General features: G+C 64.1%; 15 protein-coding genes and 6 pseudogenes. 16 read left to right on the forward strand and 5 right to left on the reverse strand.

What is annotated here, in order from left to right:
• The 3 genes and pseudogenes from Bsp3421_RS10290 (at position 1) to ypfJ (ending at position 3,763) form a co-directional block, all read left to right on the forward strand.
• On the forward strand, positions 1-1,290 hold the full coding sequence (locus tag Bsp3421_RS10290; RefSeq protein ID WP_273995815.1) for a cytochrome c: 1,290 nt from the start codon (positions 1-3) through the stop codon (positions 1,288-1,290).
• A 430-nt stretch (positions 1,291-1,720) separates the two neighbouring features.
• Positions 1,721-2,812, forward strand: coding sequence for a porin (locus Bsp3421_RS10295; protein ID WP_443111505.1), 1,092 nt, complete (start codon positions 1,721-1,723; stop codon positions 2,810-2,812).
• A 79-nt stretch (positions 2,813-2,891) separates the two neighbouring features.
• A pseudogene (gene ypfJ / locus Bsp3421_RS10300) lies at positions 2,892-3,763 on the forward strand (KPN_02809 family neutral zinc metallopeptidase).
• Positions 3,764-3,781: 18 nt separating this feature from the next.
• Here the strand turns inward: ypfJ and msrA are convergent.
• On the reverse strand, positions 3,782-4,531 hold the full coding sequence (gene msrA / locus Bsp3421_RS10305) for a peptide-methionine (S)-S-oxide reductase MsrA (protein ID WP_273995817.1): 750 nt from the start codon (positions 4,529-4,531) through the stop codon (positions 3,782-3,784).
• Between the two features lie 129 nt (positions 4,532-4,660).
• Here msrA and Bsp3421_RS10310 point away from each other — a divergent pair.
• Positions 4,661-5,766: pseudogene (locus Bsp3421_RS10310) on the forward strand (IS5 family transposase).
• 157 nt (positions 5,767-5,923) lie between these two features.
• Here the strand turns inward: Bsp3421_RS10310 and Bsp3421_RS10315 are convergent.
• On the reverse strand, positions 5,924-7,744 hold the full coding sequence (locus tag Bsp3421_RS10315) for a cytochrome c biogenesis protein DipZ (RefSeq protein WP_273995818.1): 1,821 nt from the start codon (positions 7,742-7,744) through the stop codon (positions 5,924-5,926).
• Positions 7,745-7,769: 25 nt separating this feature from the next.
• Positions 7,770-8,276, reverse strand: a complete 507-nt coding sequence (gene msrB / locus Bsp3421_RS10320; RefSeq protein WP_273995819.1) for a peptide-methionine (R)-S-oxide reductase MsrB — start codon at positions 8,274-8,276, stop codon at positions 7,770-7,772.
• A gap of 183 nt (positions 8,277-8,459) precedes the next feature.
• Here msrB and Bsp3421_RS10325 point away from each other — a divergent pair, with 183 nt between their 5' ends.
• The 8 genes and pseudogenes from Bsp3421_RS10325 to Bsp3421_RS10360 all read left to right on the forward strand — a co-directional run.
• A complete protein-coding gene (locus Bsp3421_RS10325) occupies positions 8,460-9,185 on the forward strand; it encodes a response regulator transcription factor (RefSeq protein WP_273995820.1) in 726 nt (241 codons plus the stop codon).
• Positions 9,185-10,672: a sensor histidine kinase gene (locus Bsp3421_RS10330; protein ID WP_273995822.1), complete on the forward strand. Its 1,488-nt coding sequence runs from the start codon at positions 9,185-9,187 to the stop codon at positions 10,670-10,672. Before Bsp3421_RS10325 ends, Bsp3421_RS10330 begins: the two co-directional genes overlap by 1 nt.
• 852 nt (positions 10,673-11,524) lie before the next feature.
• Positions 11,525-12,160, forward strand: coding sequence for a TonB-dependent receptor domain-containing protein (locus Bsp3421_RS10335; protein ID WP_273995824.1), 636 nt, complete (start codon positions 11,525-11,527; stop codon positions 12,158-12,160).
• 8 nt (positions 12,161-12,168) lie between these two features.
• Complete coding sequence (locus tag Bsp3421_RS10340; RefSeq protein WP_273995825.1) at positions 12,169-12,885, forward strand: energy transducer TonB; 717 nt, start codon at positions 12,169-12,171, stop codon at positions 12,883-12,885.
• A gap of 30 nt (positions 12,886-12,915) precedes the next feature.
• Positions 12,916-13,647, forward strand: a complete 732-nt coding sequence (locus tag Bsp3421_RS10345; RefSeq protein WP_273995827.1) for a MotA/TolQ/ExbB proton channel family protein — start codon at positions 12,916-12,918, stop codon at positions 13,645-13,647.
• Between the two features lies 1 nt (position 13,648).
• Complete coding sequence (locus tag Bsp3421_RS10350; protein WP_273995828.1) at positions 13,649-14,059, forward strand: ExbD/TolR family protein; 411 nt, start codon at positions 13,649-13,651, stop codon at positions 14,057-14,059.
• Between the two features lie 16 nt (positions 14,060-14,075).
• Positions 14,076-15,341 (forward strand): thioredoxin family protein, encoded by a 1,266-nt coding sequence (locus Bsp3421_RS10355; protein ID WP_273995829.1) that lies wholly within the window; start codon positions 14,076-14,078, stop codon positions 15,339-15,341.
• 24 nt (positions 15,342-15,365) lie between these two features.
• Positions 15,366-16,103: pseudogene (locus tag Bsp3421_RS10360) on the forward strand (PmbA/TldA family metallopeptidase); the annotation flags it as partial.
• Here Bsp3421_RS10360 and Bsp3421_RS10365 read toward each other — a convergent pair.
• Positions 16,098-16,784 (reverse strand): annotated as a pseudogene (locus Bsp3421_RS10365) (IS3 family transposase); the annotation flags it as partial. The pseudogenes Bsp3421_RS10360 and Bsp3421_RS10365 overlap by 6 nt on opposite strands.
• 86 nt (positions 16,785-16,870) lie before the next feature.
• A pseudogene (locus tag Bsp3421_RS10370) lies at positions 16,871-17,008 on the reverse strand (IS6 family transposase); the annotation flags it as partial.
• A gap of 46 nt (positions 17,009-17,054) precedes the next feature.
• Between Bsp3421_RS10370 and Bsp3421_RS10375 the strand changes: the two are divergent.
• The 4 genes and pseudogenes from Bsp3421_RS10375 to tldD all read left to right on the forward strand — a co-directional run.
• Positions 17,055-17,195, forward strand: a pseudogene (locus Bsp3421_RS10375) (IS110-like element ISCARN26 family transposase); the annotation flags it as partial.
• 348 nt (positions 17,196-17,543) lie between these two features.
• Complete coding sequence (locus Bsp3421_RS10380; protein WP_273995830.1) at positions 17,544-19,832, forward strand: TonB-dependent siderophore receptor; 2,289 nt, start codon at positions 17,544-17,546, stop codon at positions 19,830-19,832.
• Between the two features lie 240 nt (positions 19,833-20,072).
• The gene (locus Bsp3421_RS10385) at positions 20,073-21,341 is read left to right on the forward strand and encodes a thioredoxin family protein (protein WP_273995831.1); all 1,269 of its coding nucleotides are present in this window, start codon (positions 20,073-20,075) and stop codon (positions 21,339-21,341) included.
• Positions 21,342-21,365: 24 nt separating this feature from the next.
• Positions 21,366-22,832, forward strand: coding sequence for a metalloprotease TldD (tldD, locus tag Bsp3421_RS10390; RefSeq protein ID WP_273995833.1), 1,467 nt, complete (start codon positions 21,366-21,368; stop codon positions 22,830-22,832).
• Positions 22,833-22,952 lie beyond the last annotated feature (120 nt).

Here is a 22,952-nt window from a genome sequence, read left to right on the forward strand (position 1 = left end):
GTGCTGAAACATACTCTCTCCTTCATCCTGGCCGGCTGCCTCGTGCTGCCCGGCCTCGCGCGCGCGGCCGACGCCGCGCCGGCCGGGAGCGCCGACGCCGCGCTCGTCGCGCGCGGCCAGTACCTGGCGGTCGCGGGCGACTGCATGGCGTGCCACACCGTGAAGGGCGGCAAGCCGTTCGCGGGCGGCCTGCCGATGCCCGTGCCGATGCTCGGCAAGATCTACACGAGCAACATCACGCCGGACCCGGACAACGGGATCGGCAAGTGGACCCTCGATGACTTCGAGCGCGCGCTGCGCCACGGCGTGTCGAAGGACGGCGGCAACCTGTACCCGGCGATGCCCTACGTGTCCTACGCGAAGGTCAGCGACGACGACGTGAAGGCGCTCTATGCGTACTTCATGAACGGCGTGCAGCCGGTCAAGGCGGCCCCGCCGAAGAACGAGATCCCGTGGCCGCTGAGCATGCGCTGGCCGCTCAAGATCTGGAACGCGCTGTTCCTGAAGGACGGCCCGTACCAGCCGAAGCCGTCGCAGAGCGTCGAGTGGAACCGCGGCGCGTACCTGGTCCAGGGCCTCGCGCACTGCGGCACCTGCCATACGGCGCGCGGCGTCGGCATGCAGGAGAAGTCGCTCGACGAAACCGGCGGCAGCTTCCTGTCGGGCTCGGTGCTCGCGGGCTGGGACGGCTTCAACATCACGTCCGACCCGAACGCGGGCATCGGCGGCTGGTCGCAGGCGCAGATCGCGCAGTACCTGCGCACCGGCAGCGTGGCGGGCCTCGCGCAGGCGGCGGGCCCGATGGCCGAGGCGATCGAGCACAGCTTCTCGAAGATGACCGATGCGGACATCGGCGCGATCGCGACCTACGTGCGCACCGTGCCGGCCGTGTCCGACGGCAGCACGCAGCCACGCTCGACCTGGGGCAAGCCGTCGGTCGACGGCACGCGCCTGCGCGGCGTGCCGCTCGCGTCGAGCGGCATCGATCCGGCGCGCCTGTACCTCGGCAACTGCGCGACCTGCCACCAGATGCAGGGCAAGGGCACGCCGGACGGCTACTACCCGTCGCTGTTCCACAACACGACGGTGGGCGCGTCGAATCCGACCAACCTGGTGCAGGTGATCCTGCACGGCGTGCAGCGCAAGGCCGGCCAGGAGGACGTCGGGATGCCGGCCTTCAAGTACGAACTGACCGACGCGCAGATCGCCGCGCTCGCGAACTACCTGACCGGCCAGTTCGGCAATCCGGCCGCGAAGGTGACCGAGCAGGACGTGGCGAAGCTGCGCTGAGCGGCGCGGGGCCGGGCCGAGCCTCGATGTGGGGCAAGGCCGGCCGGCGTGACGGCTCGGCAAACGGGCGGTGCATGATGCGCCGCCCGTTTGCGTTGGGGGCGGGCGCGGGCGACGGACTTGCCCTGGATCATGCCCGCCAGGGCGCGGCCGGCCCGCGCCGGCGACGTCCCGCGCCTTCTCCGGTACGATCCGCTGCACGCAGCCGCAGCCGCAGCCGCAGCCGCAGCCGCAGCCGCAGCCGCAGCCGCGCACGACGCCGACGCCGACGCCGACGCGGGGTGGCGGTGATCCCATTTTTTGAAGACAATCCGGCAACCGGCGCTCCGCGTCCGGCATGCCGGCTCCGTGCGTCCGCGCCTGGCCGGCGCGGCGTATTCCGAAACCTGAGAGCAGACTCTTGAACGAGGAGATGAAGTTGCGCGCAAAAATGATCCTGGCGCTGGCGGCGGCCGTTCCGGCCGCTGCGTTCGCGCAGTCGAGCGTGACCTTGTACGGCCGTATCGACGGCGGCATCGAATACCTGAACCACATCGCGAACCCGTCGGGCGGCAGTTCGAGCCGCTGGAGCGCCGAGAGCGGCGACTGGGGCACCAGCATGTTCGGCCTGAAGGGCGTCGAAGACCTGGGCGGCGGCCTGTCGTCGATCTTCAACCTGGAGACCGCGTTCCAGGTCATGAACGGCACCACGGGCGGCGGCCGGATGTTCTCGCGGCGCGCGTTCGTCGGCCTCAAGAGCAACGAGTGGGGCACCGTCCAGGCCGGCCGCAACCTGTTCATCGACAGCGACGGCGTGTGGGAATTCGATCCGTTCGTCCAGCAGGCGTTTTCGTCGGCGTCGCTGGTGCGCGGCCGCAACTGGCAGCAGACCAGCAACAACATCGAGTATCACAGCCCGGTGTTCGGCGGCTTCGACATCCAGGGGCAATACGCGTTCGGCAATCAGTCGCGCGGCTTCAACTACGGCGCGCCGAACGACTTCGGCCGCTCGGACGGCATCATGATCTCGTATCACTCTCCGCTGCTCGACGTGCGCGGGATCTACGACGAGCTGCGCGATGCGAACGGTCGTTTCAGCAATGTGTTCACCAGTTCGCGCGAATATTTCGTCGGCGCGAACGTGAAGGTGCAGCAGTTCAAGATCCAGGGCGCGTATACGCATTACTCGGCGCCGGATACGCCGGCGGGCCTCGCCGATCGCGCCGATCACTTCTGGCTCGGCGCGACCTACCAGGCGACGCCGCAGTGGGCGGTGACGGGCGGCGGCTACTACATCCGCGTCGGCAGCGGCGGCGGCGACGCGTCGCACGATCCGTCCGGCCACGCGATGCTGTATGCGCTCGGCACGACCTACAACCTGTCGAAGCGGACCTTCCTGTACGGCACGGTCGCCTACGTGCGCAACGGCGGGAACTCGAATTTCTCGCTGCTCGCGACGCCGCGCGACGCGAGCCCCAACACGAGCCCGCTCGCGGGCGAATCGCAGACGGGCGCGTACATCGGGATGATGCACAACTTCTGAACCCGACCGCGCGCGGCGCGAGATCGCCGCGCCGCGCAGCCGATCCACAGTACTGCTCATTGATTGACGGAGTCACAGCATGCGTCTCGACAACGAAACCGAAAGCCAGAACGTCGAGGACCGCCGCGGGGGGCGGCGGGTTCGGCGGGCGGCGCGCGACCGTCGGCATCGGCACGCTCGTGGTGGCGTTGGCGGCGTCGTACTTCCTCGGCATCGATCCGCGCGTGATCATCCAGGGCGCGTCGATGCTGCAAGGCGGCGCGCCGGCCCCGTCCGCGCCGCCCGCGGCGCAGCAGGCGCGCGCGGCCGACGCGCCGGCCGTCTTCACGCGCAAGGTGCTCGGCAACATCGAACGCACCTGGCAGACCGTGTTCCAGACCCAGCTGCACGCGCAGTACGTCGCGCCGACGCTCGTGATGTATACAGGCAGCACGCCCACCGCGTGCGGCAACGGGCAGGCCGCGATGGGGCCGTTCTACTGCCCGGCGGACCAGAAGATCTACATCGACCTCGGGTTCTATCGCGAGTTGCGCGATCGATTCGGCGCGGGCGGCGATTTCGCGCAGGCCTACGTGATCGCGCACGAGGTCGGGCATCACGTGCAGAAGCTGCTCGGCATTTCCGACAAGGTCGACGCGACGCGCGCGCGGGCGGGCCGCGTGCAGGGGAACTGGCTGTCGGTGCGGCTCGAACTGCAGGCCGACTGCTTCGCCGGGGTCTGGGCGAACAACGCGCAGCGCGCGAACCGGCAACTGCTCGAAGCGGGCGACCTGGAGCAGGGGGCTGAACGCGGCCGCCGCGATCGGCGACGACCGCCTCCAGAAGCAGAGCCAGGGCTACGTGGTGCCCGACGCGTTCACCCACGGTTCGAGCGAACAGCGCGTGTACTGGCTGCGGCGCGGGCTGGACAGCGGCGACGTGCGGCAATGCGACACCTTCGCCGCGCGCTGACGGGCGCCCCGCGCCGCGTCAGTTCCCGGCGCCCGTCAGCAGCACCGGGTCGGCCCGGTACAGCGCCGGTAGCATCTGTTTCAGCGCGCTGATCTTCGGGAGGTCGTTGAAGGCGATGTACGGCGCGTCCGGGTGCTGCGCGAGGTAATCCTGGTGATACGCCTCGGCCGGATAAAAACCTTTGTAGTCCTCGATGCGCGTGACGATCGGCGCGCCGAACACGCGCGCCGCGCCGAGCTGCGCGACGTAGTCGCGGGCCACGGCGCGCTGCGCCGGCGTGGTCGGGAAGATCGCGGAACGGTACTGGGTGCCGTGGTCGGGGCCCTGGTAGTCGAGCTGGGTCGGATTGTGGGCGACCGAGAAAAACACCTGCAGCAGGCGCCCGTAGCTGATCTGCGCCGGGTCGTAGTCGACCCGGATCGATTCCGCGTGACCGGTGCCGCCGTCGCTGACCAATTCGTAGTGGGCGGTTTCAGCCACGCCGCCCGCATAGCCGGCCACCACCCGGCGCACGCCGCGCACGTGCTCGAACACGCCCTGCATGCCCCAGAAGCAGCCGCCCGCGAGCACGGCGGTCTCGGTGCGCGCCGCGCCGGCCGGCTCGTCATGGGCCGGGGCCGGCAGCGCGACGGCGGGCTCGGCCGGGCGCGCGGCGTGCTGCCAGACGAGCGCCAGCGCCGCGATCGCCAGCGCGCCGGCCGTCCTGAGGCCGGGTGCGCGCCAGCCGCGCGCTCGCGCCGGCGTGGATTGAGTTGCTTGCGTCTTCACGATGAAACCTCCTGGATGGATGAGCGAGCCGAGGCCCTAGCAGGCTGTTGAATTTGGATACGGTGTAAACGGGCCCTGAGGGCGGTGCGTTAGAGATATCGTGTTCATGATCTTGAGCAGGCGAGAGCGATGCGCGGAATGGACGAGATGCAAGAACCGCTGTTCACGACGGTGAAGCTGGAAGACTTCGTGCCGGCCGATCATCCGTTGCGACCGCTTCGGTTGCTGGTCAATCAAGCGCTGAAGCGACTTAACGGATTGTTCGGCACGATTTATGCGGACAGCGGCCGTGCGTCGATTCCCCCCCCGAGAAGCTGCTGCGTGCGTTGCTGCTGCAGGTGCTGTACTCGGTGCGCAGCGAGCGCATGCTGATGGAGCAGATGCGCTACAACCTGCTGTTCCGCTGGTTCGTCGGACTGGCGATCGAAGACGCCGTCTGGGACCACTCGGTGTTCTCCAAGAACCGGGATCGTCTGCTCGAGCACGAAGTGGTCGAAGCGTTCTTTACCGAAGTCATGAGCTTGGCCGACAAGCAAGGGCTGCTCTCCAGAGAACACTTCTCGGTTGATGGCACGCTGATCCAGGCGTGGGCCAGCCACAAGAGCTTCCGGCCCAAGGACGGTTCGGACGATCCACCGGCCGGCGGTGGCCGCAATGTCGACACCGACTGGAAGGGCAAGCGGCGCAGCAACGACACGCATGAATCGAGCACTGATCCGGATGCGCGCCTGTTCCGAAAGGGGCGGCAAAGCGGAGCCATCCTTTGTTATCAGGGGCACATCCTGATGGAGAACCGCTCGGGCTTGGTGGTGGGCGCAGTGGTCAGTCACGCGGACGGTTTCGGCGAACGCGCGAGTGCATTGCGCCTGCTCGATTGCGTACCGGGTCGTCACGCCAAGACGCTCGGTGCCGACAAGGGTTACGACATGCGCGACTTTGTGCGGGATTGCCGAACGCGCAAAGTGACGCCGCACGTCGCGCGCAACGACACGCATCAAGGCGGCAGCGCGATCGACGGACGGACGTCGCGGCACGCCGGTTATGGCATCAGCCAAGTGATTCGCAAGCGCATCGAAGAGCACTTCGGCTGGGGCAAGACCGTCGGCAGGATTCGGCAGACCGCGTATCGCGGCATCAAGCGGGTCGACCAGCACTTCAAGCTGACGATGCTGGCGAGCAACCTGACTCGAATGGCCCGAATACTGGCAGCGGTGCCGCAAGGAGCCACGCGATGAGCCGCCCGAGCGCAGCAGTTGCGTGGCAACGCGCCGGCCGGTCCGCTCTCCAGCGGCGCATCCGGCACGATCCGTCTGCAACTCAGCGGCCAATCGCATACGAAACCCTTTTAAACCGTGCCCCGATCGCCAAAGCGAGGCGCTTTTCAACAGCCTGCTAGCCGAACGTGAAGGCGAACGCCTGCACGCCGGGGTCGAGAAACTCGACCGAGAAGGTGTGGTCGGCGACGTCGCCGGGCTGGCGCACCAGCTGGTAGAGCCGCTGGGCGACCACCGTGCCGTTGCCGGCCGCGTCCACGTCGGTGCCGTGCGCCGCGCCCGGCGCCGCGCCGTCGACGCGCACCCGGAACCGCACCGGCCGCCCGTCGGCGCCGGGCCCGAGCACGAGGTGCAGGTCGCGCGCATGGAAGCGGTAGATCAGGGCGCCGCCCGGTTGCGCGAGCGTGGCGTGTTCCGCGCCGATGCGCCACGCGCCGTCGAAGCCCCAGTCGTTGACGTCGAGCCGCGTCGGCGTCGTGTAGCGGCGCACGGCGTCGCGCGCGGCCCCGCCCGGCGACGCGAAGTTCTCCGCGCGCGCATAGCCGACGTAGGTTTCCGGCGAGCGCATGTCGTCGGGATCGGCGGCCGCCTGCACGCCTTGCGCGGCCATGCCGTCGAGGCCGGTGGCGACCCGCGCGGCGTCCGCGTGGCCGGCTTCGACCAGCAGCTGCTGGATCACCTGCTCCGAACGCGCGTAGTTCCCCTCGCCGAAGTGGTGGTAGCGCACGCGCCCCTGGGCGTCGACGAAGTAGTGCGCGGGCCAGTACTGGTTGTCGAAGCCGCGCCAGATCGCATAGTTGTTGTCGATCGCGACCGGATAATCGATGCCGAGATCGCGGATCGCCTTGCGCACGTTGGCCGGATCGCGCTCGAACGCGAACTCGGGCGCATGCACGCCGATCACCACGAGCCCCTGGTCGCGGTACTTCGCGGCCCATGCCTTCACGTAGGGCAGCGTGCGCAGGCAGTTGATGCAGGAATAGGTCCAGAAATCGATCAGCACGACCTTGCCGCGCAGGGCGGCCGCGCTGAGCGGCGGCGAGTTCAGCCATTGCACCGCGCCGTCCAGCGACGGCAGCCGGCCCTCGACCGGCAACGCGCTCGCGTCGACCCGCAGCATGCCCGGCGCGGCCTGCATCATCGCGCCGCCTGCGGCCGCGTTCGACGGTGCGCCGCCGGCCTCGGTCGAGGCGCGCATCGCGCCGCCGCCGCCGTCCGATCCGAGCCGGTTGACGAGCGCCTGCTCGAGGCCGCCCGTCGCGACCGTCGAGACGCGGGCCAGCACGCCGGTGTCGAGACCGAGCGCGATCGCGCCGACCCCGCCCAGCATCGCGACGCCGATCCCGCGCCGCACCCATTCGCCCGCGCCGAGCGAACGCTTGAGCGTGGCGAACAGCTTGCCGCCGACCAGCAGCGCGGCGGCGAGCGAGGTGGCCGCGCCGGCCGCATAGGCGATCAGCAGCAGCGTGGTGCCGACGCTCGCGCCGCGCAGCGCGGCGCCCGTCAGCACGAGGCCGAGGATCGGCCCGGCGCAGGGCGCCCACAGCAGGCCGGTCGCGACGCCGAGCAGCAGCGACGCGCCGACGCCCGCGGGCCGGCCGTCGCGCTGGGCGTGCGCGGCGAGCCGGTTGCCGAGCGCGACGAGCGGCCGGGTCAGGTGTTCGGCGACGCGCGGCGCGAGCAGCGTGATGCCGAAGGCGGCGAGCATGACGAGCGCGAGCCAGCGGCCATACTGGTTGGCCTGCGCGACCCAGCCGCCGCCGATCGCGGCGAGGGAGGCGACGGCGGCGAAGGTGAGCGCCATGCCGGCGAGCAGCGGCAGCCCGCTGCGGACGAAGGGCTGGTCGGCGCGCGCGAATACGAACGGCAGCACGGGCAGGATGCACGGGCTCAGGATCGTGAGGACGCCGCCGAGATAAGCGAGAACGATCAGCAACATGGTGAAGACTCCTGGCGGAATGAGGTCAGGCCGGCAGCGGGCGGAAGGCGAGCGCGACGCCGTTCATGCAGTAGCGCAGGCCGGTCGGCGCGGGGCCGTCGTCGAACACGTGGCCGAGATGACCGCCGCAGCGGCGGCAGTGCACCTCGGTGCGCTGCATGCCGAACGAGCCGTCCTCGCGGGTCGCGACCGCGTGCTCGAGCGGCGTCCAGAAGCTCGGCCAGCCGGTATGGCTGTCGAATTTCGTGCGCGACGAGAACAGGTCGAGCGCGCAGCCGGCGCAGGCGAACCGGCCGCTGCGATGCTCGTCGTTGAGCGGGCTGCTGTAGGGCGGCTCGGTGCCTTCCTCGCGCAGCACCGCGAACTGGGCCGGGGTCAGGCGTTGCCGCCACTGCGCCTCGGTATGGCTGACCTCGAAGCCGCCCGGCGCCGGCGCGGCGGGCCCGGCCGCGCGGGCCGGCCAGCGGCTCGCGGCGGCGAGCGCGGCGAGCGCCGCGCCGCCGAGGGAGAGAAAACGTCTGCGATTGGCCATGATGGACTCCTTGCGACGGGTACGATGGAACATGCGCCTATCGTAGAAATACCGTGGTGTCGAAGTCCTCACGGAAAGTTAAATTAAATGTGATAACTCCCGAGCCGGAAAATCTGCACAATGACGGACCGGCGGATCATTCGCCCCTTATTTTCATTTGCGCGCGATGGCGCGCGGACTGTCATGGATCGACCGAAACGCGTACTGATCGTCGAGGACGACAACGACATCGCCAACGTCCTGAGCCTGCACCTGCGCGACGAGCGCTATGAGGTGGTGCACTGCGCGGACGGCGATGCGGGGCTGCGGCTGCTGGAGCAGGGCGGCTGGGACGCGCTGATCCTCGACCTGATGCTGCCCGGCGTCGACGGGCTCGAGATCTGCCGGCGCGCGCGCGCGATGACGCGCTACACGCCGATCATCATCACGAGCGCGCGTTCGAGCGAGGTGCACCGGATCCTCGGGCTCGAACTCGGCGCGGATGATTACCTCGCGAAGCCGTTCTCGGTGCTGGAACTGGTGGCGCGGGTCAAGGCGCTGCTGCGGCGCGTCGACGCGCTGGAGCGCAACTCGCGGCTCGACGCGGGCCGCCTGGAGCTGGGCGGGCTGTCGATCGACCCGGTGATGCGCGAGGTGACGGTGGACGGCGCGCGCATCGAGCTGACGCCGCGCGAGTTCGACCTGCTGTATTTTTTCGCGCAGCACCCGGGCAAGGTGTATTCGCGCATGGACCTGCTGAACGCGGTGTGGGGCTATCAGCACGAGGGCTACGAGCACACCGTCAACACCCATATCAACCGGCTGCGCGCGAAGATCGAGCCCGATCCGGCCCAGCCGGCGCGCATCCTGACCGTCTGGGGGCACGGCTACAAGCTCGCGGCGCCGGACGCCGAGACGCGGGAGCCGTGATGGGACTGACACTCAGCCAGCGCCTGTCGCTCGTGTTCTCCGCGCTGCTGCTCGCGTGCTGCGGCGCGTCGGCGTGGCTGCAGATCCGCTCCAGCGACATGCACGAGAAGGAAGTCGTGCAGGGCTTGTCGCGCGGCCTGGCCGAGCACATCGCGCACAGCGCGCCGCTGATGGACGAGAACGGCCTGCGGCCCGACGCGGTGCGCCGGCTGTTCGGGCAGCTGATGGGCGTGAACCCGAGCGTGGAGGTGTACCTGCTCGACAACGAAGGGCGCGTGAAGGGCGACGACGCGCCGGCCGGGCACGTGAAGCGCGCGCAGGTGGATCTCGGCCCGGTGCGGCGCTTCATCGCCGGCGAGCCGCTGCCGATCCTCGGCGACGATCCGCGCAGCGCCGATGCGCGCAAGGTGTTCAGCGCGGCCCCGCTGCAACTGCCGGGGCGGGCGCCGTCCGGCTATATCTACGTGGTGCTGCTCGGCGAGGCGCATGACGCGCTGGCCGCGCGGGTGGCCGCCAGCTCGGTGCTGCGCACGACGCTGTGGTCGATGGCGCTGGTCGCGCTGCTGGGGCTGCTCGCGGGCCTGATGGCGTTCGGCCTGATCACGCGCCCGCTGCGGCGGCTGACCGGTGCGATGCGCCGCTTCGATGCGGACGGCGAGCCGGACACGCAGCCGCGGGTGCCGCGTTCGGCGGCGGCCGGCGGTCGCGACGAGATCGCGGTGCTGGAGACGACATTCGCGCAGATGGCCGACCGCCTCGGCGACCAATGGCGCGCGCTGACGCACCAGGACCAGCAGCGCCGCGAACTGGTGGCGAACATCTCGCATGACTTGCGCACGCCGCTGACGTCGCTGCATGGTTATCTGGAGACGCTCGCGCTGAAGGCGGACACGCTCGACGATGCGGAGCGGCGGCGCTATCTCGCGATCGCGCTGGCGCAGAGCGCGAAGGTCGGGCGGCTCGCGCAGGCGCTGTTCGAACTGGCGCGGCTGGAGTCGGGCCTGGTGCGGGCGGAGCCCGAGGATTTCTCGCTGGTGGACCTGGTGCAGGACGTGTTCCAGAAGTTCGAGCTGACGGCCAAGGCGCGCCGGATCGCGCTGCGCGCCGAGATCCCGCCGCGGCTGCCCGGGGTGCGCGCGGACCTGGGCATGATCGAGCGGGTGCTGACCAACCTGCTCGACAATGCGCTGCGCCATACGCCGGAAGACGGCACGATCGACGTGATGCTGGCGGCGCGCGACGGCGCGGTGGAGGTGACGATCGCCGACACCGGCCCGGGCATTCCGGTCGCGCAGCGCGACGGCTTGTTCCAGCGTTCGTTCAGCGTGGACGGCGCGCCGCGCGGCGGGGGCGGGCTGGGGCTCCTGATCGTGTACCGGATGCTGGGCTTGAACCACAGCGAGATCCGGCTGATCGACGTGGCGGGGCGCGGGGCGGTGTTTCGTTTCGGGCTGCCGGCGGCGGGCGGTGGAAGCTTGGGGGCCTGATTGCCGGCGGTCGAGGCTCCGATAATATCGATGCGAGACTCACTGCCTGATTGGTCACAAAATTCCACCTCAGGTCAATCGGCTGCATCATCCGTGCCAAGCTCTCGTGTCAGCAATCGACGCAGTCGCAGGTAGCCTTGCACCAACTCCTCGACCATTCCCCCTCCTCAATTCATTTTTCATCGTTCATACATATCGCGCCAAGCATCCTGGTTTCGCCAACGTTGGGAAGACGGATATAAGCGGAAGTCGGCATGCTTGGTCAACCGGGATCGCCCCCATGCGGTGCTATCGCCAGTAGCGACGATATGCGGTCAGGCAAGGTTGCTCCCGCCAAAATGTGACCAGGACTACTACTTGTGCGCGTTCGACATTCCGCTCAGCACGATCAATGTCAGCGCGTCCACAGTGCCGAAGGTGAAAAATTAGTCGCACCGATACCGATCGGCGGGCCGTTCAGATTCTTGCGCCCAACGCAGTCCTCCATGCCTCTCCTTGTTCGCCCAGGACATTGCACTTCGTCCCGAGCAGGGTGCCTGTCTGCTGAATAGTTTTTCGCGATGATGAAATAGGCTCGATAAAAATTTTTTGAATTCTTACCCCTACGCTTTGCCCGCGTCGTTCGCCTTTAACATCAAACGAGCAAAACAAGCTCGGTGAAGAGGTGGTACCTCGAAAGACACATGAGAAGACAAATACGATGAGACAGAGATCTGCAGAATCAGATTACCCGGGGATGTCCCCACGTGCCGGCAGGCATCGCGCTCGGGACGTCATCGACCGCCGCCGGCACGTCACAGTCGGCATGGACGCAAAATATCGGCGCGCTGTACCAATTGAACCAATAGCGCGGTGATTTGCGGCAACGTCCTGCGCAGCTTCATGCCACCGAGAGGGCTGCTGCTGGTCGGTGGTTTCGCGCCGCCAAAAACTGGACGCTTGGTGCAAGCCGGTTTCAAGTTCAATTTTTTCGATGACCGGCTGAGTGTGACCGCTGATGTCTATCGAGCCGCGCTGACAAATGTGGCCACCGATATTCCCGGGACCGGCTTCCAGGTCCTGGCGGGTAGCTTAGTGACGCGTGGCGTAGAACTGAGCGTGAATGGGCGGCTGTTTCCCGGTCTGAATACCAGTGCAAATTATACGTACAGCAACCAAGTGGTAGTCCATGACGGCGCCAGCGAGGTACCCCGCCACAGCGGAAATATGTGGATGATATACGACCTGCAGGGTGAACGATGGCACGGATGGGGGGCTGGCGTTGGCATCGAAGCACGTAGCGGATATCAATTCTATTCCGACTTTATATGCAGGATTCCTGGACAAATGAAGACAGACCTGAGCGTCTATTACCACGCAAAGCAATGGTCCGCCACGCTTGGCGTCAAAAACATCTTCAATAGAACGCTCTACGAATCCCAATCGAGCATTGCGCTTCCATTGCAAGCTGGCCGTTTGGTGTTCCTCACAAGTTACTACAACTTTTAGGACCGGCAATGGAAACTCTGTTTTTCCCGGCGATGAAGACCGGCAGGCCGCCGCGTGCGACCAGCCGTGAACCCGAGCTTTCGGTCGTGGTTGTCGCGCTGATCCATGCGCTCGGAGTATTTGCGCTCATGCATATCAATGCACCACTCACCCTGCGCCAGGCCAGCGCCGCGGGTGGTGGGCTACGTGTCACGCTCGTGTCTGCGCCGCGCCCGGTTCAACCGTCACCGCTATTCCGTCCGATCGAACCCATGCCGCCGGTGCAGGCTCCGATAGTGACAAGTCATCGACCGAGTACGCGCACGGTCGCGGCACCCTTGCCGAAGCCGCCGGAACGACAACCCGCGGCGCCGGCCGCCATGCCCAGTCCCGCACCAGCGGCTGAGCCCGCGGCACCGCCCCCCGCGCCCGTCGCAAATGCGCTCAACCTGCCGGGCGCACAGGCCATCAGGACGGTTGCGTCGGTGTCGTGTGACATTGCCCAGCCGCCCTATCCAGCGAGCGCGAAGCGATTGGGACACGAGGGAAGCGTCATGTTGCAAGTCACGATCGATCCGACAGGGCGAATTATCCAGGCCGACATCGCGAAGAGCAGCGGATTCGAAGAACTGGACGCGGCGGCCCGGCAAACGATGCTTGCCGGTCATTGCAAACCCTACGTGGACTCCGGCATAGCCATGACGGTTCACGCCATGCAACCGCTCACATTTAATCTCGATAACTGAGCGAACTCTTTGATTGAACGAGGTAAGGTCATGAACGTAGGCATTTTTGATATCTGGCAACGCGGCGATGTCATCAGTCATGCGATTGCAGTCATTCTGATCGCGATGTCCGTCGCATCCTGGTCGGTGCTGCTTTACAAGGTTGCTCAGCTTGTCCGTATCTCGAGACACAGCGTGGTAGCCCAGAACTGTTTCTGGCAGGAGGATTCGCTCGTCGAAGGTATCGCGGTGCTGGGGCGACTCGACGCCGGGAACCCGTACCAGAGTCTCGCCGAGACGGCACGAGAGGCAACGGAGCGGCACGACAACGCCCGGCTGAAGGAAGCACTTTCACCCGATGAGTGGCTGCAACGCTGCCTGAGCGTCGCGCTAGAGGAACAAGCGGGTCGCTTGACGGCAGGCCTTGGTGTGCTGGCGTCGGTCGGCAGCACAGCGCCGTTCGTTGGCCTGTTCGGAACGGTGTGGGGTATCTATCACGCGCTCATGAGCATTAGTGCCGCCGGCCAGTCGAGCCTGTCCCAGGTGGCAGGCCCGGTCGGCGAGTCACTCGTCATGACCGCACTGGGCCTCTTTGTCGCCATTCCGGCGGTGCTCGGCTACAACGCCGTGTCTCGCGGCAATCGCGGCGTATTGAACAAACTCGCTCGCTTCCGCCATGAACTTCATGCGTACCTGATGAGCGGCGAACGGCGGGCCTTGGTTTCCAGCCGGGAGAGGCGCGCACAGATGACGAACCTGATGATGCCCGAGGGAGGACGGTGAAATGGCCTTCTTCGAAAATAGTCACGATGACGCGATGAGCGACATCAACATGACGCCGCTCATCGACGTGATGCTCGTGCTGCTGATCGTCTTCATGGTGACGCTCCCCGTGGTGACGCATTCCGTCAAGCTCGATTTGCCGACCGCGAGCAGTGCGTTGAACGACGTCAAGCCTGCTCACGTGACGGTGTCGATCGAAGCCTCCGGCGCTGTTCGATGGGACGAACAGGTGGTCGACCCGGTCGCGTTGCAGGACAGGATCGAGCAGGCAGCGAACCAGCAACCTCAACCCGAAGTTCAGCTCTATGCGGATCGCGCGGCGCGCTACGAAGCGGTCGCCGACCTTCTGTCGGCCGCACAGCGCGCTGGTTTGACAAAGATCGATTTCGTGACGCAGCCGCAACCGAAATAGGAAATAAGAAAAACACATGACGAAGCTGATCGAGACGACTGAAGCAACGTTCGATATGGACGTGCGTGACGACATTCCAGTGCTGGTGGATTTCTGGGCGCCGTGGTGCGCGCCATGCAAAATGCTGACCCCGCATCTGGAGCGCCTCGCGGAAGATTTTGCGGGGCAGTTGAAGGTACTGAAGTTGAACATCGATGAGACGACGGACGGTTGGACGAAATATGGCGTGCGCGCCATCCCGACGCTGGTCCTTTACGCGAATGGCAAGGAATACGATCGGCTGAGCGGCCCCTCGACGAACCGGTTGAGAGTCATGATGGAGAAATGGTTCGAAGGCCTCGGGTTGGCGTTGCCGGTTCCCACGCCGACGGAAATCGTGAGTACCCGAGCGGAGGGCATTCTTTTGAAAACGTGGTGCAGTTTCGACGGCGACAAAACTGTCAAGGCCGCCGCCATCGAACGGCTGCACCAGGATGTCCAGGAAGAGCGGTATCAACCATCGGTGCGTATCGCGGGTGAACAGCAGACGTTCGAAACGACCGTCGGGGCACCGGCCGCACTGGGCGAGTTAATAGATATGTTGTTTGCAGGGCTGGGCGACAACAAAGGGGAGGCAACGGCCGATGCGCATGCATGGCTGTTCGATCTTGTCGAAGCCATGCCGGTCGGCGTTGACCTGGGTATGGTCACAAGCGATACCCTGTACGAGTTGATCCACGAATCTCCCTGGGCCGTGGCGCCGTATTTTGCCGGCGGCGTAAAAGGAGACTTGATCGCACGGATTCGCACGCTGCACGAGCGCGAACGCGCGCGTGAGGCAGTCGCATCCGCCGATTGGGAGCTTTTGCGACGTGAGGTCATCCTGAGCGCCGGCGCGGAATTCGACGATGAAACGAGTAGGACTATCGAAGTCCTGTCGGAGCCGCTTTGCAATGGTTCCGTTCAAATGATTATCCGGCTCGTCTTCTCGCTTGCCCAGAACGACTCTAGTCGATTTCCGGACTGGAGTGAGAGCGACAAGCGTAAGACCGGGGAAATTATGAGCGAAGACCACGCCCAGATCGTACGAGCGTTGGGAGGCGTACCGAACTTCCAGGACGCCGCGTGGATGACGGCGTATAGCGAACGTATGAAGGCGCGCCATCTTGAGCGGTGTTCAGAGGAACCGGAGTTGTGGTCGCGCCATGACGCGTGGGCAATGTATTTAGAGAAAACCAGGCACGAAATCGCCATGCACATGTCGGCGGTTCTCCGTTCCCATGTGCTTTCAGCAGCCAGATAATCCAATTGCCATTTGTTAACGGCCATGAATATCATTGAACCCGGCATCCGCAATCTCGCGACCGCGAAGGATCTGCTCCTCACGCCCTACGGCCTCGACGAGGCGGTGCTGACGCGCACGCTCGCCGATATCTTCACGCACCGGGTCGACTACGCCGACCTGTATTTCCAGGCCACCCGCAGCGAAGCCTGGAGCCTCGAGGAAGGCATCGTCAAGTCGGGCAGCTTCAGCATCGACCAGGGCGTCGGCGTGCGCGCCGTGGCGGGCGAACGCACCGCGTTCGCGTACTCCGATGACCTGTCGCCGGAAGCGATCGCGCAGGCCGCGGCCGCGACCAAGGCGATCGCCCGCGCGGGCGGCGGCAAGCACAAGGTGCAGGTCGCCTCGACGCTGAAGGGCATCTCGGGCCGCGACCTGTACCTGGCCGCCGATCCGCTCGCCTCGCTCGACGCGACCGCCAAGGTCAAGCTGCTCAAACGCGTCGAGCAGATGGCGCGCGGCCGCGATCCGCGCATCACGCAGGTGATGGCGGGCCTCGCGGGCGAATACGACGTCGTGCTGGTCGCGCGCAGCGACGGCGCGCTCGCGGCCGACATCCGCCCGCTCGTGCGCGTGTCCGTCACGGTGATCGCCGAGCAGAACGGCCGCCGCGAGATCGGCTCGGGCGGCGGCCGCTTCGACTACGGCTATTTCACCGACGAGGTGCTCGCGCGCTATGTCGACGACGCGGTGCACGCGGCGCTCGTCAACCTCGACGCGCGCCATCGGAATGTACGTCGTGTCGAGAGCGAACACCTGATTGGCACGCTCGATTTTCATGCCGCGCAGCAGGTACGGCCAGACCTTGTGCTGCGCGTTGAGGCGGCTTGTGTTCGGCTTGCAGTACGCGCTCCCATGCCCATGCGTTTCATCAGCGTGTGCGCGCGACGGCGGCCCACTTCATGGCCTTCCCGGCGCAGCAGGCGTGCCAGCATCCGTGCTCCAGCAAACGGAAACTCCATGTGCAGTTCGTCGATTCGGCGCATCAGCAGCTGGTCGGCCTCGCTGACCGGCTGCGCTCAGTAATACGCGCTCGATCTCGCGATGCCGACCAGTCGAGTCTGTTACGCAACCGGGAGCGCATGCGTACGGTCAATCATCGCTTTGCGCTCAGCAATCCCGACTTGGTGAGCGCGCCGCTTAAAAATCATTCTCCAGTGTCAACTGGCCGATCTTCGCATGCAGCGTTTTCACATCCATCGGAGGCTCACTTGACGGCGCGCCTGCTGCGCCAAACATGTCTGCCGTGCGCGCCTGCATCTGCCGCTTCCATTCCGTGATCTGGTTTGGATGCACATCGAACTGCTGCGCCAGTTCGGCCAACGTCCGCTCGTCTTTGACCGCTGCCAGCGCCACCTTCGCTTTGAACGCCGCTGAGTGCGTCCGTCGGGTTCTCTTCGTCATTTCCTCGGTTTCTTTGCCAGCATTATCGCTGGGTCAGGCCCCGGCCAAACCACTTTTCCGGCTGTCCTGATTTGCGCGGCCACCTCTGCCAGCATCTCCTCAACCACGCGGAGGCTCAACGGAAAACGGTAGTACAACCAGATAACGTCAGGCGGAAGCCGGTAGCCTTTGAACGAAGCCGGCGCCTCAGCTGGCAGCAGAACGGCGATAGACGCTTTCTCCATGCCGCGAATACACTCGCGGACTTCCGGAACAACCTGACAGTACCCGACGCTTACCGCGACTCGATTCAATCTGGCCGTCCGCGCCGTCTACGAACGCTTGTTGACCGCTGGCAAACTCAGGAAAGTGGCTGTGATCGCATGCATGCGCAAGCTCATCACTCACCTCAATGCCATCGCCCGTGCTCACCTGAATGCCCAAAATCAACTCCTGACTGGTTGGCATTCCACACGGTTGCTCAGGTCACCTCGAGTACCGTTCCTCGCGCGCTGCTCGCGGCATTGCCGATGGTTGCATCGGTGGGTATCCGATTTGAAGCGGACGGCGCGGCGGCGATCGCGCTGCGTTAGCAGGATCCGGTGCTCGAGCAGAAACGGCCACACGAGTGACTAATAGCTTCGCTCAATCACTGGTCGAAGTCGATCAATAAACATTTCTGCCTTCGACCCTATCGATTGCCCTCGTCGTTCGCCTTTATCAGCAGTGTGCACGGCCTACAGCGGGCCGCGGCCCCAACATATCTGATCGAGAAACAACATGCGAAATACGAGGTGGGACAAAAAAATCGCTTTTTCCATCACTGCGGGTTGGCTGCTGGGGGGTTGCGGTCTGGCGATCGCCCAGACAGTTGTCGTCAATGTGCCGGCGCAGTCCTTATCAACGGCGCTCGTGGCCCTGTCGCACCAGGGGAAAGTGAATATTTTGGCCCCGGATGCACTTGTGGCGAACCAGAAGGCATCGGCGATTTCGGGAGAGCTAACCATTCGCGAAGCACTGGATCGCATGCTCAATGGGACAGGGCTGAAAGCTGAACAGGAACTGAACGGTACCTGGGTAATTGTCGCGACACTCCCGCGAAAGCCGGTAGCACCTACCACTGGCGGCGCGCCGGCCGTGCTGCCGACCATTGTGGTCCGCGACCGTGCTTTGTCACGCGATACAGGCTTCGTCGCACATTCGACCAGTACCGCCACGCGCACAGATACGCCAATTGGCCAGATCCCGCAATCGATCCAGGTGATCAATCAGGATGCGCTCAAGAGTGCGTCGGTTCGGTCAGTGACCGACGCGCTGGCGTATATAGGGGGGGTGCAGGTAGCGGACCAGGGGGGGGGCATTCCGAACGTCCTCATTCGCGGATATCAGGTGTCGACAATGAGTAACGGTGTGGGCGACATTTCCGCGAAGAACTCAGCAACGTTGGCTACTCCGATGGCGGGCTTGGAGCGCATCGAGGTTCTCAAGGGCGCGGACTCCATCCTAGCGGGCGCAATGTTTCCCGGCGGAATCGTAAACATAGTGAGTAAACAACCGACGGCGATACCCACCCATGAACTCACTATTCAGGCTGGATCGTATGGTGACTGGCTCGGTGCAGTCGATCTGGGTGGGCCACTGACGCAGGACAGGCGCTTGACCTACCGATTCGTGCTATCGACGGAACGGGTGGGACAGACTTTCGGCGGTTACGACGGCGGTAAAACTCTGTACGTGGCCCCATCGTTGGGTTGGACAGCAGGTGGAACGGAGATCGTAATCGGCTACCAGCATCTGAGTCGGGATCTCCCCGCTGTCCCAGAGACGTTGGTTGAATCATCCGGCCCGATCGCGCTGAATGGCGTGCGACCGACGCCACTAGGTAACACGTTGGTACAGTCCGACAAGCTATACGCGAACTTTAAACAGCAACTCGGCAAGTATTTACAGTTCGAGAGCAAGACGCTATATGAGGCGTCCAGCATGAAAACCGACCATTTGTATTCCCTGTATTCAGGCGACACACTTGACGCAACTTCCTTTACTGGAAATTCCGGTCTTCAACGTAGCTGGGGTTTCAGCACTGACAATTATATCCGAGCCAGATTTTCGATTGGATCAGTCAAGCAAGAATTATTGGCGGGATTTAATTATTCTTTGTCGTGGGCCGATCGAAATATGTCCGATATGAATATGCAGGCTCCATTTCCAGCCCCATCGTTGCCAGCGATTACAAATCCTAGATATTTTTACGAAGGTGTAAAAAATTATTTCAAGAATTTTTATCTCCAGGATCAACTTACTTGGGGAAATTTCCATGTGTTAGCTGGTATTGCACATGGCACAACCTGGCAGCAAGGGGATAACTCTGAAGCAGCCTGGTCGCCGAACATTGGCGTATTGTATCAGTTAACTGATAGTGTCGCAGTGTATGCAAATGCACTCCGCAGTTTTGTTCCTCAAGGTGGCGCGCTTCTTATGGGGGGCGGGACGGCACCGCCCAACAAAGGCCGATCTGTCGAGGCGGGGTTTAAATTCAATTTTCTCGATGATCGACTGAGTGGGACAGCGGCCGTATTCCGTACGGAAAATACGGATGTATTGCAATATGTACCCGGGGAACTCTTTCCCCGCTTGATAGGCGACATGATTGCACGAGGCGTGGAACTCAATGCAACCGGCCGTCTATTGCCGGGTTTGAATATCATCGCCAGCTATACATATAACAACCAATTAAAGGTGCCTATGGGTGCCAGCAACATCCCGCGTCATAGTGGCAGTCTCTGGATGACGTATGACCTGCAGGGAGAGCGTTGGCAGGGATGGGGCGTGGGGGGGGGCATACAGGCAAGGAGCGGCTATCAATTCACCAATGCCGGTGTGGTCTACAGACTGCCTGGCCAGATGCAAACCGATCTGAGTATTTACTACCGAACCAAACGCTGGTCCACGACGCTGGCGATCAAGAACCTCTTCGATAGGCAGTTGTACCAGAACTCGGCCTATGGAGGGGTCGTGGGTCTGGAGCCAGGTCGTCTGGTTTATCTGACGGGCCGATATAACTTCTAGGATCTCGGACCATGTCATCAGCGTTTCCCTCTGATCTGCCGATGCCGGTGGGTCGGCCGGCTCGCAACGGTTGCGGACTCCAGCGTTTGATCGGGGCCAGGCAACTACGGCCGGAGGTAAAGCTGTCTGTAGACCGGTCCGTGCGCTATGAGGCAATGGTCGACCTATTATCCGCGGCCCTCCGCACGGACTAGACGAAGATTAATTTTGTGACGCAATCTCAACCAAAGTGAGAACACTATGATGATCGTCGAGACGACGCAGGTGGCGTTCGACCAAGATGTGCAGGGCGATATCCCGGTACTCGTGGACTTCTGGGCGCCGTGGTGCGGGCCATGCAAAGTGCTGGATCCGCATCTGGAGCGTCTTGCGGCCGGTTTTGCAGGGCGCCTGAAGGTGTTGAAGTTGAATATCGAGGAGTCGCCGGACGTATGGAAGAAATTAGGTATGCGTGGGATTCCGACGCTGGTGCTTTACTCCGGTGGCAAAGAACACAGTCGGCTGACCGGTTCAATGTCGGCAATGCGACTGCAGATGATGATCCAAAAATGGTTTCAGGAACTGGGGCTTGCCATACCTGATTTCAATAGCGAGGCCGTTCAGCGTGACGACGAATCAACTCCAATGATCGCCCGACGGAAGTGGATCAGTTTTGGTAACGAGGCTGCCGCCAAGGAAGCGGCGCTAACACGCCTTCGTGATCATGCTGAAGATAAGGAATACAGACCATCGGTCCATCTCGCCGGAAATCAAACCTTCGAGGTAGCCGTCGGCGCTCCTGCCGAGCTCGGAGAGTTTCTTGACTCGCTGTACATAACTCAGTCCGAATCCGACGAACAAGCGGACCATGTCGTGCGTGCACAAGCCGTTGAGCTCGCTGAGGCCATCCCGGTTGGGGCGGACCTCGGCACGGTCGTGGCCGACTCACTGTTCGATTTGCTTTATACGTCGCCGTGGGAGATCACGCAGTATTTCACCGGTCATGCGTCCGATCTCATCAGGCGGATCAAGATGCTGCATCAGCGTGAACATAAGGGTGAACGTATCACGGCAACCGAGTGGGAGAATGTGCAGCGTGAGGCGATCTTGTTTTCCGAGTCCGATAAAAAATCGAGTGGCAGTATGGACTTCGAAGAATTGGCAAGCTCATTGATCGACGAATCGTGCGCGGCAAATGGCGTGGTGTTCAGGTGTGCGATATCTGATCGCCGTCGGCGTTCGGACTGGAGCAAAGCAGAGGAAACCCAGATCGAAACAATTCGCCGGGAGATTGAGGACCGGATTGGCGAAGAACTTGGCGATATGCGAATGGAAGAATCCACGCGCGAGGTGTTGGCGAGGAAATATTTCGAACGTTCACAGACCTATGAGAGCGAGCGCCGCGCAGAGCAACCGGACCTGTGGATGCGATATGACGCGTGGATGAAAATTGAACAGTCAATCCGGTCTGCTATCAGCGTCCATACCGCAGCCATTCTGCGTGGCCGCCTACTTCTGGCAGCACGATAAGCCAATCGTCGATCACTACCTTCTATGAACATCATCGAACCCAGTATCCGCAACCTCGCGACCGCGAAGGATCTGCTCCTCACGCCCTACGGCCTCGACGAGGCGGTGCTGACGCGCACGCTCGCCGATATCTTCACGCACCGGGTCGACTACGCCGACCTGTATTTCCAGGCCACCCGCAGCGAAGCCTGGAGCCTCGAGGAAGGCATCGTCAAGTCGGGCAGCTTCAGCATCGACCAGGGCGTCGGCGTGCGCGCCGTGGCGGGCGAACGCACCGCGTTCGCGTACTCCGATGACCTGTCGCCGGAAGCGATCGCGCAGGCCGCGGCCGCGACCAAGGCGATCGCCCGCGCGGGCGGCGGCAAGCACAAGGTGCAGGTCGCCTCGACGCTGAAGGGCATCTCGGGCCGCGACCTGTACCTGCCCGCCGATCCGCTCGCATCGCTCGACGCGACCGCCAAGGTCAAGCTGCTCGAACGCGTCGAGCAGATGGCGCGCGGCCGCGATCCGCGCATCACGCAGGTGATGGCGGGCCTCGCGGGCGAATACGACGTCGTGCTGGTCGCGCGCAGCGACGGCGCGCTCGCGGCCGACATCCGCCCGCTCGTGCGCGTGTCCGTCACGGTGATCGCCGAGCAGAACGGCCGCCGCGAGATCGGCTCGGGCGGCGGCGGCGGCCGCTTCGACTACGGCTACTTCACCGACGAAGTGCTCGCGCGCTATGTCGACGACGCGGTGCACGCGGCGCTCGTCAACCTCGACGCGCGCCCCGCGCCGGCGGGCGCGATGACCGTCGTGCTCGGCTCGGGCTGGCCGGGCGTGCTGCTGCACGAGGCGATCGGCCACGGGCTCGAGGGCGACTTCAACCGCAAGGGTTCGTCGGCGTTCGCCGGGCGGATCGGCGAGCGGGTCGCGGCCAAGGGCGTGACGGTGGTCGACGACGGCACGCTGCCGAACCGCCGCGGCTCGCTCAACATCGACGACGAAGGCAACCCGACCCAGTGCACGACGCTGATCGAGGACGGCGTGTTGAAGGGCTACATCCAGGACACGCTGAACGCGCGCCTGATGAAAATGCCCGTCACCGGCAACGCGCGCCGCGAATCGTACGCGGCGCTGCCGATGCCGCGCATGACCAACACCTACATGCTGAACGGCGACAAGGATCCGCGCGAGATCATCGAATCGGTCAAGCACGGGCTGTACGCGGTGAACTTCGGCGGCGGCCAGGTCGACATCACGAACGGCAAGTTCGTGTTCTCGGCGTCCGAGGCCTACATGATCGAGGACGGCAAGATCACCTACCCCGTCAAGGGCGCGACGCTGATCGGCAGCGGCCCGGAATCGCTCAAGTACGTGAGCATGATCGGCAACGACATGCGCCTCGACAGCGGCGTCGGAGTCTGCGGCAAGGAAGGCCAGAGCGTGCCGGTGGGCGTCGGCCAGCCGACTCTGCGGATCGACAGGATGACGGTCGGCGGAACCATCTGAAGAGAATGCGAAAAGGTTACTCATGTTTCCGCAAGAGTCAATTCGGAATCCGAAGGATTACAGTATTAACGGTCGATTTTTCAGACGCATGCTTGAGCTGGCACGACCATACTGGACGCG

Origin of the sequence: Burkholderia sp. FERM BP-3421, from assembly GCF_028657905.1 — a bacterium.
GTDB lineage: Bacteria > Pseudomonadota > Gammaproteobacteria > Burkholderiales > Burkholderiaceae > Burkholderia.

What these genes read in the sequence shown, in the direction of transcription:
- Bsp3421_RS10295 (WP_443111505.1), top strand. Translation starts at nt 1,721, where the DNA reads ATGATCCTGGCGCTGGCGGCGGCCGTTCCGGCCGCTGCGTTCGCGCAG.
- Bsp3421_RS10315 (WP_273995818.1), bottom strand. Translation starts at nt 7,744, where the DNA reads ATGTTGCTGATCGTTCTCGCTTATCTCGGCGGCGTCCTCACGATCCTG.
- msrB (WP_273995819.1), bottom strand. Translation starts at nt 8,276, where the DNA reads ATGGCCAATCGCAGACGTTTTCTCTCCCTCGGCGGCGCGGCGCTCGCC.
- Bsp3421_RS10325 (WP_273995820.1), top strand. Translation starts at nt 8,460, where the DNA reads ATGGATCGACCGAAACGCGTACTGATCGTCGAGGACGACAACGACATC.
- Bsp3421_RS10330 (WP_273995822.1), top strand. Translation starts at nt 9,185, where the DNA reads ATGGGACTGACACTCAGCCAGCGCCTGTCGCTCGTGTTCTCCGCGCTG.
- Bsp3421_RS10340 (WP_273995825.1), top strand. Translation starts at nt 12,169, where the DNA reads ATGGAAACTCTGTTTTTCCCGGCGATGAAGACCGGCAGGCCGCCGCGT.
- Bsp3421_RS10345 (WP_273995827.1), top strand. Translation starts at nt 12,916, where the DNA reads ATGAACGTAGGCATTTTTGATATCTGGCAACGCGGCGATGTCATCAGT.
- Bsp3421_RS10350 (WP_273995828.1), top strand. Translation starts at nt 13,649, where the DNA reads ATGGCCTTCTTCGAAAATAGTCACGATGACGCGATGAGCGACATCAAC.
- Bsp3421_RS10355 (WP_273995829.1), top strand. Translation starts at nt 14,076, where the DNA reads ATGACGAAGCTGATCGAGACGACTGAAGCAACGTTCGATATGGACGTG.
- Bsp3421_RS10380 (WP_273995830.1), top strand. Translation starts at nt 17,544, where the DNA reads ATGCGAAATACGAGGTGGGACAAAAAAATCGCTTTTTCCATCACTGCG.
- Bsp3421_RS10385 (WP_273995831.1), top strand. Translation starts at nt 20,073, where the DNA reads ATGATGATCGTCGAGACGACGCAGGTGGCGTTCGACCAAGATGTGCAG.
- tldD (WP_273995833.1), top strand. Translation starts at nt 21,366, where the DNA reads ATGAACATCATCGAACCCAGTATCCGCAACCTCGCGACCGCGAAGGAT.